The organism is Segetibacter sp. 3557_3 (assembly GCF_004354985.1).
In the GTDB taxonomy this organism is placed as follows: Bacteria; Bacteroidota; Bacteroidia; order Chitinophagales; family Chitinophagaceae; genus Segetibacter.
In genome coordinates this window covers 1-18,426 of the sequence record NZ_SMSK01000025.1, presented here as the reverse complement: position 1 = coordinate 18,426, position 18,426 = coordinate 1, and the positions used below count along the sequence as shown (strand labels likewise).

General features: G+C 42.3%; 14 protein-coding genes and 2 pseudogenes. 7 read left to right on the top strand and 9 right to left on the bottom strand.

Annotated elements, in window-relative coordinates:
* Positions 1–82: 82 nt before the first annotated feature.
* From EXU57_RS23295 to EXU57_RS23280, 4 genes are all read right to left on the bottom strand, one after another.
* Entirely contained in the window at positions 83–2,494 is a 2,412-nt protein-coding gene (locus tag EXU57_RS23295) for a PAS domain-containing protein (protein ID WP_165958265.1), read from the bottom strand.
* Between the two features lie 1,915 nt (positions 2,495–4,409).
* Positions 4,410–4,634: a response regulator transcription factor gene (locus EXU57_RS23290; RefSeq protein ID WP_133270673.1), complete on the bottom strand. Its 225-nt coding sequence runs from the start codon at positions 4,632–4,634 to the stop codon at positions 4,410–4,412.
* A 32-nt stretch (positions 4,635–4,666) separates the two neighbouring features.
* A complete protein-coding gene (locus tag EXU57_RS23285) occupies positions 4,667–5,065 on the bottom strand; it encodes a response regulator transcription factor (protein ID WP_133270672.1) in 399 nt (132 codons plus the stop codon).
* Complete coding sequence (locus EXU57_RS23280; protein ID WP_133270671.1) at positions 5,066–6,820, bottom strand: 7TM diverse intracellular signaling domain-containing protein; 1,755 nt, start codon at positions 6,818–6,820, stop codon at positions 5,066–5,068.
* Positions 6,821–7,472: 652 nt separating this feature from the next.
* Between EXU57_RS23280 and EXU57_RS23275 the strand changes: the two genes are divergently transcribed.
* The 7 genes from EXU57_RS23275 to EXU57_RS23245 all read left to right on the top strand — a co-directional run bounded on the left by EXU57_RS23275 (position 7,473) and on the right by EXU57_RS23245 (position 13,456).
* On the top strand, positions 7,473–7,865 hold the full coding sequence (locus EXU57_RS23275) for a hypothetical protein (RefSeq protein ID WP_133270670.1): 393 nt from the start codon (positions 7,473–7,475) through the stop codon (positions 7,863–7,865).
* Positions 7,866–7,901: 36 nt separating this feature from the next.
* On the top strand, positions 7,902–8,291 hold the full coding sequence (locus tag EXU57_RS23270) for a hypothetical protein (protein ID WP_133270669.1): 390 nt from the start codon (positions 7,902–7,904) through the stop codon (positions 8,289–8,291).
* A gap of 1,034 nt (positions 8,292–9,325) precedes the next feature.
* Positions 9,326–10,336 carry a hypothetical protein gene (locus EXU57_RS23265; protein WP_133270668.1) on the top strand — a complete coding sequence of 337 codons (1,011 nt, stop codon included), beginning with the start codon at positions 9,326–9,328 and terminating at the stop codon, positions 10,334–10,336.
* Positions 10,337–10,726: 390 nt separating this feature from the next.
* Positions 10,727–11,146, top strand: a complete 420-nt coding sequence (locus EXU57_RS23260) for a DDE-type integrase/transposase/recombinase (protein ID WP_133270667.1) — start codon at positions 10,727–10,729, stop codon at positions 11,144–11,146.
* A complete protein-coding gene (locus EXU57_RS25980) occupies positions 11,071–11,361 on the top strand; it encodes an integrase core domain-containing protein (protein WP_133270710.1) in 291 nt (96 codons plus the stop codon). Before EXU57_RS23260 ends, EXU57_RS25980 begins: the two co-directional genes overlap by 76 nt.
* A gap of 35 nt (positions 11,362–11,396) precedes the next feature.
* Complete coding sequence (locus EXU57_RS23250) at positions 11,397–12,458, top strand: hypothetical protein (protein ID WP_133270666.1); 1,062 nt, start codon at positions 11,397–11,399, stop codon at positions 12,456–12,458.
* 800 nt (positions 12,459–13,258) lie between these two features.
* Positions 13,259–13,456 carry a hypothetical protein gene (locus EXU57_RS23245; RefSeq protein ID WP_133270665.1) on the top strand — a complete coding sequence of 66 codons (198 nt, stop codon included), beginning with the start codon at positions 13,259–13,261 and terminating at the stop codon, positions 13,454–13,456.
* A 432-nt stretch (positions 13,457–13,888) separates the two neighbouring features.
* Here the strand turns inward: EXU57_RS23245 and EXU57_RS23240 are convergent.
* From EXU57_RS23240 to EXU57_RS25250, 5 genes and pseudogenes are all read right to left on the bottom strand, one after another.
* Positions 13,889–14,259 (bottom strand): annotated as a pseudogene (locus EXU57_RS23240) (recombinase family protein).
* A gap of 159 nt (positions 14,260–14,418) precedes the next feature.
* A pseudogene (locus EXU57_RS25975) lies at positions 14,419–14,691 on the bottom strand (GNAT family N-acetyltransferase); the annotation flags it as partial.
* Positions 14,692–15,281: 590 nt separating this feature from the next.
* Entirely contained in the window at positions 15,282–16,175 is an 894-nt protein-coding gene (locus EXU57_RS23230; protein WP_133270664.1) for a phytanoyl-CoA dioxygenase family protein, read from the bottom strand.
* 70 nt (positions 16,176–16,245) lie between these two features.
* Positions 16,246–17,385, bottom strand: a complete 1,140-nt coding sequence (locus tag EXU57_RS23225) for a DegT/DnrJ/EryC1/StrS family aminotransferase (protein ID WP_133270663.1) — start codon at positions 17,383–17,385, stop codon at positions 16,246–16,248.
* A partial coding sequence (locus EXU57_RS25250; protein WP_165958262.1) for a hypothetical protein occupies positions 17,375–18,426 on the bottom strand: 1,052 nt, incomplete at its 5' end. The genes EXU57_RS23225 and EXU57_RS25250, both read right to left, overlap by 11 nt.

Sequence of the window (18,426 nt, the reverse complement as noted above, 5' to 3'; positions counted from 1 at the left end):
GATCGATCAAAGGCCTCAACCGGATATCGTTGCGGAACCCCTTGCCTGCAATACATGTTAACCTTAGTTACCCGGGCGTAAATTAATGCACGGGCAGGAATACACTAAAAACAGCACCTTTTCCCGGAGTGCTTTCGGCAACAATATAGCCATCGTGGTTTTCCACTACCTTTTTTACAATAGATAATCCGACACCCGTTCCGCTATATTCATTTTTGCCATGCAGCCGGGTAAACATGTGGAAGATTTTGTTAGCATATTCCGGTTGGAAGCCAATGCCGTTATCTTTTACTGCTATCCGGTGAAAAGGTTTTCCGTCGTTTGTACTTAAGCTAGAAATTAATTCTATTTGAGGCCGAACATCCGCCTTGCTATATTTAAGCGCATTGCTGATGAGGTTTTGAAACAATTGCTGCAATTGCCTTTTGTTGCCTTCCACTATGGGCAACTTTCCGAGCACTATGGTTGCGCCTTTCTCCTCGATATCCAGTTCAAGGTCTTCCAAAACCCTTTTTACTTTGTCGTTGAGATCGACAGCTTCACGTTGATGAGGGCGTTGGCTTACATGAGAGTACAAAAGCAGGTCGTCGATTAAATTTCCCATACGCTCGGTGGCATTTTCAATCCGGTTAAAGGACCTTAGTTCGGACTCCTCCAGGCGGGCGCTCAGTTGTTCTTTCAACCGGTGCGTAAAGAAATGTATTTTACGGATCGGTTCTTTTAAATCATGAGATGCCGCGTGCGCGAACTCTTCAAGGTTCTGATTGGATCGTTGAAGCTCCTTGTTAATGTGTTGCAAGGACTCATTAACCTGTGCAAGCTCCATTGTGCGTTGGGCCACGATTTCCTCAATCTTTCTACGTGCCATCACCTGGTCGGTGACATCGGTGGTAATGGCAATAATACCTAAGATTTTCTCCTCCGAATCCCGGTAAGGTTCATACACGAAGTTCTGGTAAGTGATATCCAGTTGGCCATTCCGAACCAGCTCAACCCGGTGTTCGGTACCACGAAACGTTTCACCAGTTGCATATACGTTGGCAAGAATTTTTTCAAGTCCCTGGTCCTTTGCATCAGGCAAACCCTCGAAAATGGGTTTATTCATTACGGCTTCCTTTGGCTTACCCCAGAGTTTTATAATGTGGTCGTTGGCTATATCAACAACATGATCAGGGCCAAGCATAAAGCACATCGCTGTTGGTGCCTGCATGATAAGGGTGCGCAAATGGCGCTCGCGTTCTTTAAGCAGTTCTTCTGCCTTTTTTAGTTCAGTAATGTCGCGGGTGGTTCCCGCTACTGCTTCCACGTCACCTTCTGCATTAAGTACAGGCACAAATATGTAGTCATATATTCGTTTGCCGAGTACGGCGTGAGGAAAAGAAACCTGCCCACGGATAGACGTCTTTGTGCTGCTGACATAATCAATTTCCTTTTCGTGCATTTGGGCATGCCACTCTTCATAGCCATTTGCACGGAGTCCTTTCCCGATAGCCATCTCCCAGGTTTTTCCCCACATTTCCAGCAAAGCCTTGTTGGCGTAGGTAAAGTGGTATGCAAGATCAAACACATAAATGAGGTCCGGCGTAGCGCTGTTTATGGTTTCATAAAGCCGTTTCTGCCGTTCAATTTCGGCTTTCGCGGTTTCAATTTCCTTTCGTGTTGTCACCTGCAGGGTAACGTCCACAGCAACATGCAGAACCCCCGTGATCTCACCACTTTCAAGCACAGGGGTGCAGGAGAAGTTGAAATACCTGATTTCAATTAAACCGTTGATGAGTAAGTTAACGGGTTGTTCAAGACCGGCATATGGAATACCGGATAACCGTACGTTGAGCACCCGTTGGTATGCTTCCTGCCCGGCTAGTTCAGGCATCGCTTCCAACATTGTTTTTCCAAGCACTTCTTCAGCTGAGCTTTTGTTCATCAGCTGCAACATCGAAGCATTTACATTTTCAATAAGCACGTCGTCGCCTGTCGACAACAGCATAGCAACTGGTGCCTGCTCCATCATGTTGCGAAGAACGCTTTTACTTTCCTGTAGTTTTTGGCCGGTTATTCTGCCTTCTTCGCGCAGCTGCACCTTTTCAGTAATGTCCCTTACCGTATGAACGATGTATTGAACGTTGCCTTCCTGATCAAACACAGGTTTGTTGATAGGGCTCCACACGCGGATCTCAAATTCGCCCGATACGGGGTTAAAGATATCATAGCGCTGATCGTCCATTCGATGCTCCAATTTATGCTCCCTGACATAAGAAAGCGAAGCCGAAAGGCTTTTGACCCCGGTTGCAGCGGGATTATCAGGGTCATCAGAAAGGGTTTCGAAAACACCCTGGCCGATTGCCTCATGCCTGTTGAGATAAGTTATTTCCAGGTATTCATTGGTAGCGCCGGCGATGGTAAAACGGGGTGCGTCGGGAAGCAGGAACAGGTGGCATCCGGGGATGTTGTTTAGGATTGTTAGCGCATCAAGTGAGGCTGGTTTTTCGAGCATTTGCATCCGGTCGTATGGGTAAAAAACTAAGTTAAGCGTTTTACAAAAAGCAGACCGTTGTGTCAATCACCACATTTCGGGATTTATCAGCAATTCAATAGGCTGTTGAGCAGAAAAGGACCGGATTGCAGCGTGGATTGAACAAAAATTTCAGCATAATCATTTGAACAATTGGGTTAAGGCTGGCCGGTAAAAGGCAAGTGGCCTGGAGCTTTAATCAAGGGAGGTGGTGTAAGTGGTTGGACAACTTAAAGGATGCTTAGATGCTACCCTCTATCAACACCAATCATATGACGGGGAGGAATCGCCAGCTTATCAGGAGTTGCAACCAACCTGTTGCCTCCTGTAACGCTTAAAGGGTGTGAACGTAGGTTGATGTGCAGCTAAGGCGGGTCTTATAAAGGAACGTTTGGGGACGGGATGGCCAATAAGTTAATCAGGTCTTCGATTTGTCGGATTGTACTTCTAAAAACTAAGGAGAACGGGAAATGGCATTATGTCCTTAGCCAACGATTGCATTAGCTCACATCACCCTGATGCAAGTTGCGTTAACAAATGCGATTTCATTTAGAGATCCAGTGACCCGCTCTATCGACTCAGTTTATGGTAGTGGTCAGGCGGAATAGCGCAAGTTGCTTATAGGACATTCAATTATAACAAAGGAACCCAGTGGACGGGTCATGCAAGTAATGTGCACGAGCGACATGGAAATATAATTCGCTAAGCCGTATTTGTAACTCATCGTCTCCCCTTCTTATAAACATCGCTATGTGGTGCTTAAACCCTGATTGCAAGTTGCCCCATTTAGTGTTTGAACTTGACATGCTTGAGCTTATGTGGAACTGCCTAAACAAATTAAAAAATTGAAAGGAGTAAATGCCCCGAAGTTGATGGTGACGTTGGTTTCTATTCAGCATTGTCAATGCATTAAGGATTTTCCTATTAGATATGTTTAACCCTTATAAAACATAAAGCCCGCGACTGATTCCGTCGCGGGCTTTATAAGAAGTTTATGTTTTGCGGAGACTAAGGGATTGGAACCTTAACGTGAAAGCCACGTCAGTATTGAACTTTGTGGGATTCAAGGTTCCAACTCACCGAATCACTCACCTTTTTTGTATCGATTAACCTGCAACGCAATACCAAAATAGAAAAAAAAAACTACAATTTGTAAACATTCTTAAGTACCCTGCAAAAGCTAAAACCCTCTGGTAGAAGGCTGTACTCGTTAACAAGACAAACGACCGCTTATTATAGCGAATGTCATAGCTAAAAACAGCTTCAAAACACCCCTGCAATACCTACTGCCAGACTAGTAGCATTCACCGGCTCTTGCAATAAGGGGGGGCGAAAAATTACAGAATCAAAAACCAAGTACGCTCAGCCATAATCCCGCATTACAGTTTGACAAGGGCCCAAACCTTTGGAAAGCGCAATGGCTTTCAATCAACAAAATTGACTCAGGGACAACGACCATCCGGTAGCGAATTGCAGTTCATATCTACGCCCCACGCTTCAGGTACTTCAATGTTATATTATCTATATTCCGAAAAGTGTTCACACGTTTGTCTACAAGATTTTAGCTAACTGTGAAAGTTGAAGCATTCTGTTACGACAAGTTCTGATCTTTAAAAACCCTTGTTCCACCGAATAAACAATACCTAGGAACCTGCCCCACAGCTGTCTGTGCGCAATCAATCCAATCACCACGTGACAATTGTCCAGTGAAGCATACGGACTATCGGATCCGTTGATATAGTCTAAACTTTCTGGAATCTCTGCGTTCCATATTCCCCTGAAAGCCTGGCTCAACCATAGACATCATCGTAGACCTGGTTTTACTCAAATATGTCAGACATTTGATATGATACGACAAACAGCAAGAACACTACTTGTGACAGATTCAACCTGAAAGTTAGCTGTTCAGATGTTCACCCGTGATATTGTTCTCAAAAGCAAATTTTATAATCAAAGCCGGGTTACTAGCTCCCGTCTTTCTGCCAATGTTTTTACGGTGGGTATCGACCGTAAACTTGCTTAAAAATAGCCTCTCACTAATCTGTTCACTCGTAAGTCCCATTGCGATCAGCGCAATAATCTCGCATTCACGGTCCGAAAGTGCATATTTCTCTCTTAACATGAGATATGGGCTATCAAAACGCCTTTTTCTGATTAAATTTGTAAAAATGGGAAATCTTTTTCGCCACCCTTAATCTTTTGAATAGCCTCAATCAGCTGCATGCGGTCACAAGATTTGAGTAAGTAACCTTCCACACCGAGTAATTCAAATTTTTTCATTAATTCAATGCTGTTATGCTGAGTTACAACTAAAATCTTGATTGAAGGATAGCGACTTCTTATGATTTCAGCCGCCTTCAAGCGATCGACGAGCGGCATATCGACGTCAATAAGGATCATATCAATTTTATGTGAATTGAGAATTTCAAGCAGCTGCTTGCCATTTTGTGCTTTTGCTACAACAGTGCCCAAATTATTATCGGTTACGAGCATAGAGAGTCCGTCGCTCATAAGGAGATGATCATCCGCGACTACAATTTTGTAGTTAGTCATTCAATGAAGTGGGATTTCGATTAAAAAGGTTGTTCCTTTTATACTACTATCAACAGTAAGCTTCCCGCGCAAATAAGCGATCCTCGATTTGACGTTCTGAATACCTATACCCTCTCTAATCAAGGTAGGTTGCAATCCCTTTCCATTATCCTCAACAATTAACTCCAAACGCTCATCAAACAGCAAACATTGGATCGTGGCTTTGCTGGCAGCGGCATGCTTAACGACGTTCTGGCACAGCTCCTTTACTACACGGTAGACCTCAATTTGTGTCCTTTTATCAATGTTGTCAATCAGGCCACGGTGTATAAAGTCAAATTGTGTATTGTCATTGTTAAGGTTATGTAGATCGACTAGATTACTGATGCTTGCTATCAGGCCACTAACTTCCAGGTCTTTCGGCATGAGGTCATGGCTAATATTACGAATTTCCTGTGAGGTTTGGCTGACACTCTCCAGCAATAAACTCCTGAACTGTTTTTCTTGAGGATTTTGCGCAACATCTTTTGAAAAATAATTTTGTGCTAATAAGCTGATACCAGTTAATGCGCTTCCTACACCGTCGTGCAGATCCTTTGCCAGACGGCAGCGTTCATTTTCTTGAGATTTAATCATTGCGTCCGCTAAGTGTTGCTGTTGAGTAGCCTTAAGAAATTCCTTTTCGCGTCTTAAATTGTTGTAGCGAATTGTAAGTAGAAAACTAAGAAAGATAACTTCAAAGGCAAGACCAACTACGACACCATTAGGCTTCAGCAAGTTGACGTTGAGAACACCAAGGTGGTTTAGATAGAAGTTTAATGCTCCGATTAGCATAAATAAAACAGCGATGAGGTAATAAACCGCTATCCGTTCTCCATTTCTTATTCTTTCGATCAACGCGGCGATAAGGAAAATCATCGATATCGGAAATATTATATCAGTAACATGGTAAAGCTCTTTTAATGGATAAAGAACATACTTAGGATCAAACGCAGATAGAACAAAGATGGTCAGCGACAAGGAAAAACAAGTGTAAATCACAATCCTGATTGGAAAATAAAGGCGGCTATTGTTTCTGTTTTGTCCGACAAATAGCTGCATCACCAACATCCCAGTACCAATCATTAGTAACGAAAAGGGAGGCACCCATAGATTTTCGAGATACCGGATCCATGTGTTCGGAAACAAGTCTAAATCGAAGCGCTCATCCTGAATCATAAACATTATTGCTGATAGTACATAGGCCGCGTACCACAGATGTATCCTGTCTTTGAGTGACACAAACAAAAAAACGTTGAACAAAACGATAAACAGAAAAATACCAAAATAAACACCATACACTAAATATCGTTTGTTCTCGGTCCGCAAGAGTTTGTCAGAGTATTCAATATACATGGGAAGATACAAACCACGGTTTCGATTATCAACTTTCAAAAACAAACCTTTGGTTTCATTGAGATTCAACTTCACAGGGAAAGCTGGGGTTCGAAATGGGAAAGGTCGATTTTCAAAAGGAAGGTAACGACTGGTTGCGAACAAAAGAATGGGGTTAGAGAGAGTATCTGTTTCGTAAAGCAAGACGCTGTCAACGCTCGAGTTGATCCTCAAAATAGCTATGGTAGCCGTATTGGAAACATTTTCTAGAGCGAAGTGCAGCCAAAAAATGTGCTTTGACACGCCTTTGTTGAAGGTAATGCCTCCTGACCACAATTTAAACTTATTTTGAAAGGTATTGAACCGCTTGCTGCGGCGTAAGTGTTCCCGTCGTGTCCTCATACCAGCTAAGACTCTTGCTTACGGGTAATCTGGTGTGGCCATCATATTCAACGACTTGCTGCGGGCGCACGCTTATCGTACAAGAAAAACAAAGTAATAATATAAGAGTTTTTTTGCCCACGACTAAAGAATTGTCTGTCGAATTACAATTATTTCCAATTGCCATCCAAATACCTATAGATAGGTATTTTCTAGCTAATCTATGCCTTCTACCTTTATCAGAGAATTACTTTTAAAACTTTGATCAAGCGTTATCGTTGAATGGAAAGTAAAGAAGTATTCAAGATGGTGTTATGGTGTAGCGTTTCACAGCCTTCGAAACAATATAGCCATCAACCAATTGTTTCCTTTTTGTAATTGTAAACAACCAATAATCTATTAATCTAAATTAATTACCATGAAATCACTATCAATCCTACGACCTTTTTTTCTTTATTTCATTCAGAAATTTAGCCCAAACGGCTAATTTTAAGATTTTAAGATACCAATTAGTAAAACCTTCTCAGTATCTGTTCCGTCGCGTGATACGACCAAAAGTGGAGATGTAGTATATTTTGTAAATCCAGAAAGTATCGAGTGGCGCGCAACTAGGATTGAACGTAAAAGTAAGGAGCAAGAAGTTATCAATCTCCTGAACAGTCAGAATGCAAAGATGGACGAAGATAGCCTGACAAGTAGTGCTGAACAGCGAAGCGCAGCATATAAAAAGGTTTCTGGCCTAAAAGTCGAGATTGATTTATTAAAACTCAAAGAGGATAGTCTATATCGAATATACGTAAATGACTTCATCGAATACAAACGAATTAACTTACTGAATTTTGGAAAGCAGAGATCAAGGGCGTTTTTTGACATGGTTTATGCTAATGGTGGAAACAGGTTTAGAGCATTGACAAATGCAGGAGTAAGTTTTGGGAATAACTCAGGGTCACTATTTTCAGAAATTGTTAGCGGAAACTTGTCCTTTGTCAGGGTGAGCCTTGGCACTATGATCTCAAATAGCAATCAAGCTGACGAAACGAAAGAAAAGCACGAAGAAGCATATTAACGTTTAGTAAACTATGGAGGAAATACCGTAATAAGCTTGGAATACCCGCTCGCTTACGTTCATTCTCGGGATGATCAATACAATTTAATCTCTAGGCTAGTTGCAAAAGGAGCAGCTGACATTCCTGTTTTTGGAACAAAAACCGATAAGTGGGCTGGCAGCGGGATCTTTGGGATTGATTTTTACGGTGATGCTGCGCTCGATAACAACCTTTTAAGATTCTTTGCAAATTTCAATATAAATAGTGTTTCTGGAACTGAGGTTTTTAAAAATAACTTAGGTATAAGTAACAAAAGTTTCATATTGGGCCAAGCATCAGTTGGGCTGGTATTCAAGGAAATATTCAAGGTATCTTTCATTGTTTCAACGATTAGCTCAGAGAGTAGCTTGAGAAACAGAAATGTGATAGCAGGTGGACAAATTTGACGATAGCGGCTCCCGTTTCCTACAGTGAACTTGAAGTTATCAATTAAGAAGACATACAATTAAGGCATCGATTACTGAAATAATGTACCTTTGTCCTGCACGGTACAGCCGACCTGCGAAGCGGTCAAACAACGTTCTGCGACCCTGAAGACACCGGACCGAAATGCTCCGAGATGGCCTATTCTGAAGCCATTCATCTGGAATGTATTAATGAGCAGACCATTAATCCCATGAAGCAATTTTTGGAACTGCTATCCTGTACACTTTTGTAAAAATGAGAGCAGTTACGCGCGAAGTCGCGAGCGAAAAGATGATGTAACAACCGCGTTAATTGGAAGCCCAGAGCTCTTTTTTGAACACCGTATCAGACAGAAGCGACAACTCCACGAAAGCTATTATAAAATCACAAAGATTGCTTCACTCCAATAGATCGCACCACTTCCATTGCAATCACTACAGTTATTTCGAAAATTCTTGGCTGCAGAACCGAAATGCGACTTTAATGCCTAGCTTAGGCGACAGTTATCCGCCGAAATATCTCAACGTTTTTAGGAGTTTGACAAACGAAAAAGGCTTAATAAAAAAAAGGTGTAATTAGTTGTTAGTTTGTGTTTGTAAGTATAAATTCATCTAGTAATTATCCGGAGTTACCAAGATTTCGATCGAACGGATGAACTGAAATCAGCACGAGCCAAATCTGCGGTTTCTTTAGAGGCAGGTTATGTTTTGTCACTCAATATGAACGGCTGAACTTTCGCCAAAGTAGCTCGAATCTATTTCTAAAAGAATTTTCTGACAAGGGGCAGATGAGCAGACTAACTCACGGAAAGCACCAAAGCTACTGATCGAAGAACGCCAATTATGAGGGAAATACTTGGTAGCAAAACTCGTATCACAATGGGCGACTATCACAACAATGTGCTCATTCGGCCCATGCCTTTAAATTCTTCGACAGAGAATACGCGTTTGGGTCATAATAGATCTATGTTAGAAAGCTGATACTAGCCAGCAAACATCAAATAACTAAAATTCAGATGAAAACGAAAACTACTTGTTTCACTTGGTTGATTTTATTTCTAATAGGCCTGACAAACTTACATGGACAGGTACTTTTAAAAACAACTGATAGTACTTTGAGCACGACAATCGACCCCAGATTCACGCCATATTATAAAAATTTTGAAATGGCTGGACTCTATAAAGAATTACAACACTTTTCAAAGTTTGCACCATTTGGTGAAATCTTTTCAGGCAGAAAATACTTGTTTACTGCCGATGTAAATCCTATATATATATTTTCAAATAGTGTTGTTACGAGATGGAACGTAGGTGTAGGAATAAGAGTATTGGCACGTATGTTCACAGACAGCTCATATCCAATTCGTACACCCAGTTATATCCCTACTATAAAGATATTTTACCGAGTTGACGCCGACATGGACGAATACAAGTTTGTAGACTTTTCAGCAAGCCACCATTCCAACGGTCAAGACGGACCTTCCAGAGTTAATGGTGATTGGAATGAGCGGAATGGGAATTTTAGTACAAACTGGTTGACCTTAGGATATAATTGGGGCCATAATGTCGGGAATAGGCGAAAACACACATCTGTGTACCTTCAACGACATTTTGAGATTGGCAAGGCACTAACCCAAGACTCAGAACTGAAAGGATATTATGGCCAAACGCGCGGTGGTATCGATTTTCAAGCCCGAAGTATCACAAATGTGTCGCTTGTAGATAAAGGTACAGACCAAGAATATTATGCTTATCGAAAAGAGCAATTCCGACTGCACGGCTACGTGAACTACATCTTCAACGGATTAAATAGGTATCTTGGTAAAACACTAAATAGGAGGATAAATACCGAAATTAACTTCCATTGGTTCCCGCTCTCATTTCGAGAAGGCGGTTTTTTTGCTGGTCTAGGTTATTACGGTGAAGATCCCTATAATATTTATTTCCATGATAAATATTTTTTGGTGAAATTCGGGTTCTCAGCCGGCATGCCTCTTTTCCTTCATAATTCACCTGTAACACCTTAAAGATTGCATTTTTCAGAAATCACTCGCGTTTGTATTACACTACTGGACGCGTTTTGTTGTAATATCAATTTGGCTAATTTTTTTACTTTTTGAACTTCGAATTCAAGTAGCTTCCATTCGAAAAAAGCTCTGAAGCCTTGCGATAAAAGCAGCATAATAAGTACATTAAAAACAGAGCGGCCTAAAGACATCGGCAAGGCGTGTCGTGTATTAAAGTTAAGCCGCAGCAGCCTAAGTTATCAGTCTGTAAAAAACGATGAAGATATAATAACGAGTTTGGAAAAACTGGCGCAACAACTTCCTGTAGAAGGTTTTTGGAAGTGTTATTACCGTATCAGGCATACAGGCACTGTCATCAACCATAAGCGGTTGCACAGGGTGTATAAACAAATGAAACTACCACTAAGACGTAAAGTGAAGAGACGCTTGCTGGCCAGAGTAAAAGAGCCACTGGCAGTGCCTGAGCGCTTTACCCAAAGCTGGAGTATAGATTTTATGAGCGATGCACTTAGCAATGGAACAAAATTCCGGTCGTTTAATGTGATAGATGATTATAATCGTGAAGTATTGTTCATTGAGACGGATTATTCTTTAAAAAATAGCCGGGTCATATGGGTGCTGAAACATCTAATTAACCTGTATGGCAAACCTAAAAAGATACCTATGGATAACGGGCCTGAATTTATAGCCAAACTTTCTAGGTTATGGAGCCAGGCAAACGAAATTGAGTTCAAATATATTCAGCCGGGCAAGCCTACGCAGATGCTTATATTGAACGGTTCAATAAAACATACCGCCAAAGCATTTTAGATGCTTATTTGTTTGACAATATTGACGAAGTAAGAGAAGTAACCCAGATATGGATTGATGATTATAACACAAACCGGCCACATGATGCACTAGGCGGATTATCCCTAATATGTACCGCAATAAAAATGAAAAAGCTATTGGGCTACGTTCAGCTTCGGCTACGTCTCCGCTTCACTTCGCCCAATATCTTTAACTTTGAATTATTCTACTTTTAACCTGTACTAAAAAGGGGAAGCCTACAATATGAACTATGCAAGAGTATGAGAATTATATACTACGCGACCAAGGCCTATTCAACATTGAGTTTTTGAAAGTTGCCTATGGTTCCATGGCACGGCGGTTCGTTTACCGTAATGGAAATCGGTTCTTCGCGCACGTATGCGTTGCTCAACCGATTGAACAGTGGGGATACTTCTTTTCGGAGCCTTGGCTGGGCTATCACGATCCTTATTTTAACACTCTTGATTCAGATTTTATTGAAGATTCTATTATAATTTATTCAGAGTGGTGTAAGTCGCAAGGTATAATAGGCGAACTTATGCGGCTAAATCCAGTAGGGCGTTTACATAAAATTTTGCAAGATACCGGCAAATTCGTGTTGGACACGGGACAGATGGTATCCATTACTGACATACCCAAATCTCCTGATGCATATCTGTCTTCTATAGAAAATTCTTGCCGGCGTCAAATAATAAAGGCTAGAAAATCTTTCGAGCATATATGGTTTAATAAACCCAAGGCGGAAGACCTTTTATCACTTGCATCTCTGTACAGTAATAGTCTTGACAGATGTGGAGCAGCACCGAAATGGTATTTACGCCATGAGGATTTTAGCCATCTGGCAGATTTACCCTGCTTCGACTTTTTGGGGGTTTCAAGCCGAACAACTGGTTCGCTAGTTGCAATGGCCGGTGTTCTCTACTCTGGAAATATGGCACATATGTTGTTTGTGGGTTGTGAAGACAACAAACTATATCGGGGAGCATCTGATCTCCTTTACTATTCAACTGTTTGTAGGGCTATACAACGCCAGCAGTCGAATGATGATTGTAAACACATATGCTTTGGAGGAGGACGAGGCACCGATTCCAGGGACGGCCTCATTCGCTTCAAGGCAAAATTTAGTCTCGGTCATATTCAACCCTGCACCTATGTTATACTGAAACATGATCCGGTTGTGCTTGAGAGGCTTGGCCATATAATTACCGAACCCATCAACCCCCCTTCTGACCCTGCATCGCAATTAAAAGCGCGACACTTCCCCTTTCTTAATTCGGTTCAGTTAGGTCATCCACGCAAATATGGCGATTAAATAGAGTTATGACGCTTCTGCGATTTCTCCGACCCATGGTGCGGCATTATTGATCCGCCAAGCTTCTCCATTTAGGTTAACATCAGAAGTAATGAAGTGGAGGGCTTAAGAACGTGGCGATACTATCGCAACCGAGTATTGAAGTAGAGAGCAACTAACCGCGACAGAACAAGGCGCTGCACCCGACCGTCTACGCTCCGGTCGTTGCGCTCGTGCCTGGCTTCACTCCCTTCACTGCGGCGGCGGGTGAGCTTTGCGTTAGCCGGCAACGCACAGTGGCTGGTTGAACTTGTTTTCACATCGCTGAGCCGCCCCTCACCCGGTTCATCGTCGCTGTGCACCCAGCAGAGTTGTTCTCACTGAGCACAAAGTTGATATCGATCAACCAATCGCCTGCTCAGCCAAAGCGCGATCGCTGCGACCGGTATGGCAAGGCGATCGGTAAATTACCCGAATGGGTGAGTTACGACCTTAGGCTGTGGCGTGTAGAGTTAGCGCATCACGTTGCGATTTGGGTGGGTGACATAACAGTGCTATCACGATGCAGTTTCCGATTAACAACGCTCTTGCAACGGACTGCTGGGTTCTGCTCGTGTTGCCGCAAAGTTAGTTTGCCGCCGGCTGAACAGCAACGTTAGACCGCGGAGATATATGCTAGGGCAAAGAATTGCTCCCGATCTTAATTAGGTTGCAGTAGATGAAAGGGAATGGAGCAAAACAAACGTCTTGTGAAACAGCAGTTCTTCAGTCGCGGCAGGTTGGCGCACAGTCAAAAACTCGAAATCTAGGAGTAAAGTCAAATGCCACCTATCACAAACAAAGTCACACAATCGGGCGAAGCCGCTTTTGTTGGTGAAAGTGCGCTGTTCAACGGTGTCCTCGGACTCACAACTTCTGAAGGTCAATCGGGAGTTGCAGGAGTCTCCGATAGCGGGGTTGGTAAGGGTGTCTTTGCTTTAAGAGATGAAAACTTGCAGTCTTCAAAATTCTTTTCATAATGATGATGCAGTGGGTTTCTATGATATACCAGATTGCCCATGCAAGATGAGCCTCATTTTTAATTTTATTTCGATTGAATGGGCGCATGAATAAATTACCATTTCTCTTTGATGAAACATTCAGCCATTTTGTATAACTATTGCAGCAGATAATCCGGCAATTCGCAGTCAAAACAAGATAAAATCATCAGAGTCTATAACACTTCAGGTAACACTAAATCCTATTACCAGTTCAGCTGTCATTCAATATACATTAGCTAACAAGGAAAGATAAGAATTACGATTTATAATTACTTACAGCAGCCGGTAAAAGTGCTGGTTAATGAAATGAAGAGTACAGGAGCTTATTCTGTAACATAGGATGGCAGAACTTCTAATGGAGCCACTGCAATATATGGTTTATACAAAGTCGTAGCGATTAAAGATGGAAAATTATATTTTACCAATATACAGGTGATTCGTTGCAGATTCTAATCCCGCCTTTGTGCGTTCTTGGATAAGGTTTCGTTCAAACTCTGCTAACGCTCCAAATACATGAAAGACAAGTTTACCTGAAGACGTGGACGTGTCGATAGATACGTGTAAACTTTTCAACGCGACACCTTCACTCTGAGATGTTCAACGCAAGTTATCAAATCCCTTAATGAACGGCCAAGCCTGTCCAATCGCCAAACAACAAGTGTGTCAGCCTTTTGCAGATTATCTTTAATTTTATCTAAACCAGGTCGTTGAGCAGCAATACCGCTCGTTTTATCTGTAAATATCCTTTGACAGCCTGCTGATTTTAGTGCATCTCTTTTCAAATTTTCATTTTGATCCAAAGTTGAACTCTTGCATATCCGATAAGCATGATTTAAAATTTGAGTAAGTAAATAAAACGTTTATGAACTAAGGATACTTTACTTTGATTAATTTACTGCGTCTCTTTACTATTTTCTGTATTTGACTTTTATTTCAACAGCTCAATACTTACAAGTAAATAAAAGGTTCCCTTTGTTTACTTCAATTTCCCTATTTTGTAGATTTATGTCATAATAAACGTGTGCACACAACTCTCCATTAAAGTCTGCAACTCTGGGGAGCAATCCCCATCGTTTGAATTTGTGCTTCTCAAGCAATTTCATGCTTGGTTTATTCCACTCAAGTATTACTGCAACGAAATTATAGAAGTCATATTTCTGCGCAACTAACAAGGCAAATTCAATTAGTTTACTTCCAATTCCTTTTCTCCGAAGTCCTCTATTTACCTAGTAACTTATCTCCGCGGTTTTCTGTAGCGCTTGTCTACCCTTTCTGTATGCGGAAAATGACATCCACGTCACTACTTGCCCGCCCCGATCATAGACAAAAATGGGATTAACATACATGTTGTGTTCACGAAACCAATTTAGTCGATGTTCTTTTGTGAATGGAATAGTGTCAGCAGTAAGTTTTTCTTCAATTGCTTGATTGTAAATCAAGTCCATAGCATTTAAATCTTCTTAATTTGCTAACGTTATCATAGCTTGCCTGGTGATTTCTCTGGCTGTTTTTTCCATTATCAAACTCTCTGAGAGTGCCTGATATCTGGAAGGACCAAATGTGCTTCCTTTTATATTTTAGGTGTTAGATTTAATCCTTTTTGTCTACTTCAAAACAGACTGTTTTGGGGGAGCTTACACAACTTTAAAGTTGGAAGAGACGATAAGACTTACATGATTTTATATAAGCATAATTAACTGTAATATCAATCTCATTTAATGACGCGGGAAATGGAAATGCCTGTCTCAACACATCTACCACCTGCCGATTTTTGAGTATTCTCTCTGATTGACAATGATATCTTCTACTCCTTATAATAATCAGTACCAAAATTGACTATATCCTTGTAGTATTGTTTTTCAGCAACTGTCGAAAAGTTTTCGCCATACATTACGTCAATATAGTCTGAGGACATCCACTTATATGATCCTAAGTCTGCGTTGAGGTGCTTATCTAAAGGCATTAGAAGTGTGGTCTGCCTGGGGGACAGCGCCGTCTTAATTGCTTGCAGGTTTACGATTGCATCATCTTGAGGGCGCGCCCAGCGTTGCGCGTATTTCACGATCAGGCTCTGCCTTGAGATCAAACCTAGGTGTGGTCCTACACCGTGCCAAAGAGACCAAGGAAATAACACAGCGTCTCCAGCATTAACCATAAGTTGTTGGCCTTGGACTTTGTCGACTTCTTCAGCGGATATTGGAAAGCGATTGACATGGCTACCAGGGACAACGATGAAGTTGGCACGATTCAATTCCAGGCAATCAGTAAGGAAAAACTGGCACTTTAAAGCCAGCCAATTGGAATTTTCCTGAGGTAGAATTTCGCGCAACGACGGTCCGCCGTCTGTATGCATGCGAAGGAGTGGCTGCGGGTGCGGAAATCGGATGAGAATTTCTGCTCCTACTACGTGAATATATGGCCCCATCGCAGCCAGCACTACGCCGAAAATACGCGCGTTATCAACTAACGGCATAAACTCTGGGAATGCGGTTAGTGCGTTTATAATGCTTATGTCACGAGCATTCCCTGCATTACCGCGATATGGCAGTTTTCTCAGCGCACTATCCTCGGACAACTCGCCTATTGCGGCCCGACAGCTTTGAACCTCCTCAGAAGAAAGTGCCTTGCGGACGACTAGGTAACCGTTACTTCGCAATGAAGATAGTTCTTGCTGGTTAAGAAGCTCAGTATTGGACATGAAATTTGATTTTTGACAACACTCTCATCAAGTAACCTTGGAGACTGATAGTGCTATAGAATTAATATAATCAACGTTGTGCATTAGGAGTAAGACTTTTTAATAGTCCTATAATCTGTTTGGCGTGTGCATCGGTGTAACTTGAAGTTGGACGAAAAGCAAACGTTGTTCCTGCCAGATCCTCAAGTTGTTCACTGACTTCGGCGCAAAGCGAAATGAGTTGCGAAAAACGGAATGCTGGATGACGCGCAACTGGTGGGTCATAAAATGGCACAGCTTCGATCCCAGCTTGGTTGAACGAAGCGAGTAGTATCGGACGTAATAATCGATCCACTACGCACAGTAAATCAGCATATGAGGATTGCTGAGCGTAATCGACCCTCTGCCAACGTACTATTGATTGACTTTCTTTGGCAATCCGCATAGCTACTATTCGCCGCTTTTGCAACACTTCCGGCAAGTGCTTGAGGAACTCACGCCCTATTGCAGCGTTGATCTCGGACATGCGACCATTCAGTCCAGTCTCTACACAGTAATAGCCGTCAATGGAACCGTAAACTCGCAATCTTCGGAGCGCGTCAGCAATGTCCGAATTATTAGTAAGTAACATGCCGCCTTCTCCTATAGGCAAGGGTTTTTTGGAAGCAAAACTTACAACAGACACTATGTTGGCTTTGGAGCTGAGCAGTGATGATCCATCATGAGATCCCAGAGCGCCAGCAGCATCGATGATTAATGGGATTCCGTAAAAATCGGCAAGATCCTGAAACTGCACTAAGCCGGCGACGCTTCCGGCGGTGGCGAGGAATAATATTGCATCAACATGATGATTGGCGACCATCTTTTTCGCCCACTCAAAGTCTAAATTAAAAGTCTCCGGGTCTATCTTGCCGAAAACAATTTGACTTTCATTCCACAATACGGACAAGGCTGTGGCGCAAAACGTAAAACTTGGCACCAACACGCGCTTCCTGGGAGCGAGAAGTTTCACGGCAAGTGTCAGACCTACCGTACAAGAACTCACAGCAATTCCATAGTTCGTGTTTACAAAACTGGCGACTTCCTGCTCGAAAGCTGCTACTTCTGAGCCGTTGGATAATATACCGGCTTGAATTATCCTCTCTACGGCGCTTATCGCTGCAGGTGCAGCATCCCGATAAAACTCACGAGATTCCCATACAACAGGATTAAAATACGGGCTATCGGGCATACTGCAAACCTCCACTATCTGCCATACGTGATAAGTGCTGACGACACACCTCTATACCAACTGACCGATCAAATTGGCTATGCGGATTTACCAAGAAAAACATTTTTCTCAAATCTGCATAGCTTTCATTCAAAGTCATCATGTCGGTAATTAAGCAAGTGTCTTGGCTTAAAGTATTCAGAGGACGCCAATCATCTGTCTTCAAGCTGACAAGAGTAGTGGGGACTTTACCCTGCATTTCCTCTGGAAGAAGACTCACTATGATGTCAGAAGCATCTAAAGCCAAATCTTTTGCAATTGCCGCTTCTACGCTACTTCGCCCTTGTGCGGTTCCGATATGCGTCCAAGCAGACCTGAGGGTAGTAGCATCTTGCACGGCGTCAACCACAAAAAATGTGCTGAAAAGCTGCCCTATTCTAATTTTCCGTATTATATTGTCGTGGCTCGCAAAATTATGTGAATCGATTGCTTGTTCCAAAAGATCAAGGAATTCATCATCACCAATCTTGAGCAACTCCCTTCGTGAGAAACACGGGCGTTCTAGTTCCGTAGGAGATAGCTGTTCAAGAAGGCGCAGAGCCTTGTCAAGCATTGCATCTGCAATGCACTTGCGCTCGGCGTAAAATCCCGTTGCTGCAATGTCTCGACGCGTTCTATGCACATAAGATAGATCAGAAAGAATAGATGTGTCAACGGATCCTGCCACCTTGCAATTAACACCATATCGGTAGACTCGCGGACTGACGGCGCTGTCGGTCGTCGGAAAAGCTGGCGTCCCTGCATCAGCAATGAGAATCGCCCCAGCATTGATTAAACCTTCCGGCATTATCCATGTACGTCCTGCAGTATGTAAGTCTCGAACACAAATATCGATGAGATCAGCAGAATATACACCATGAACTAAATCATATACGAAGGTCAAAGCCGGAATAATTTCAGTACAGAAATGAGCATTCACCGAGATTTTTTGATCTTCCAAAAAGGTGCTGATTGGTTGACCAATCAACAGGCGCGGAACTTGAGCTACGCACTCAGCTAAAG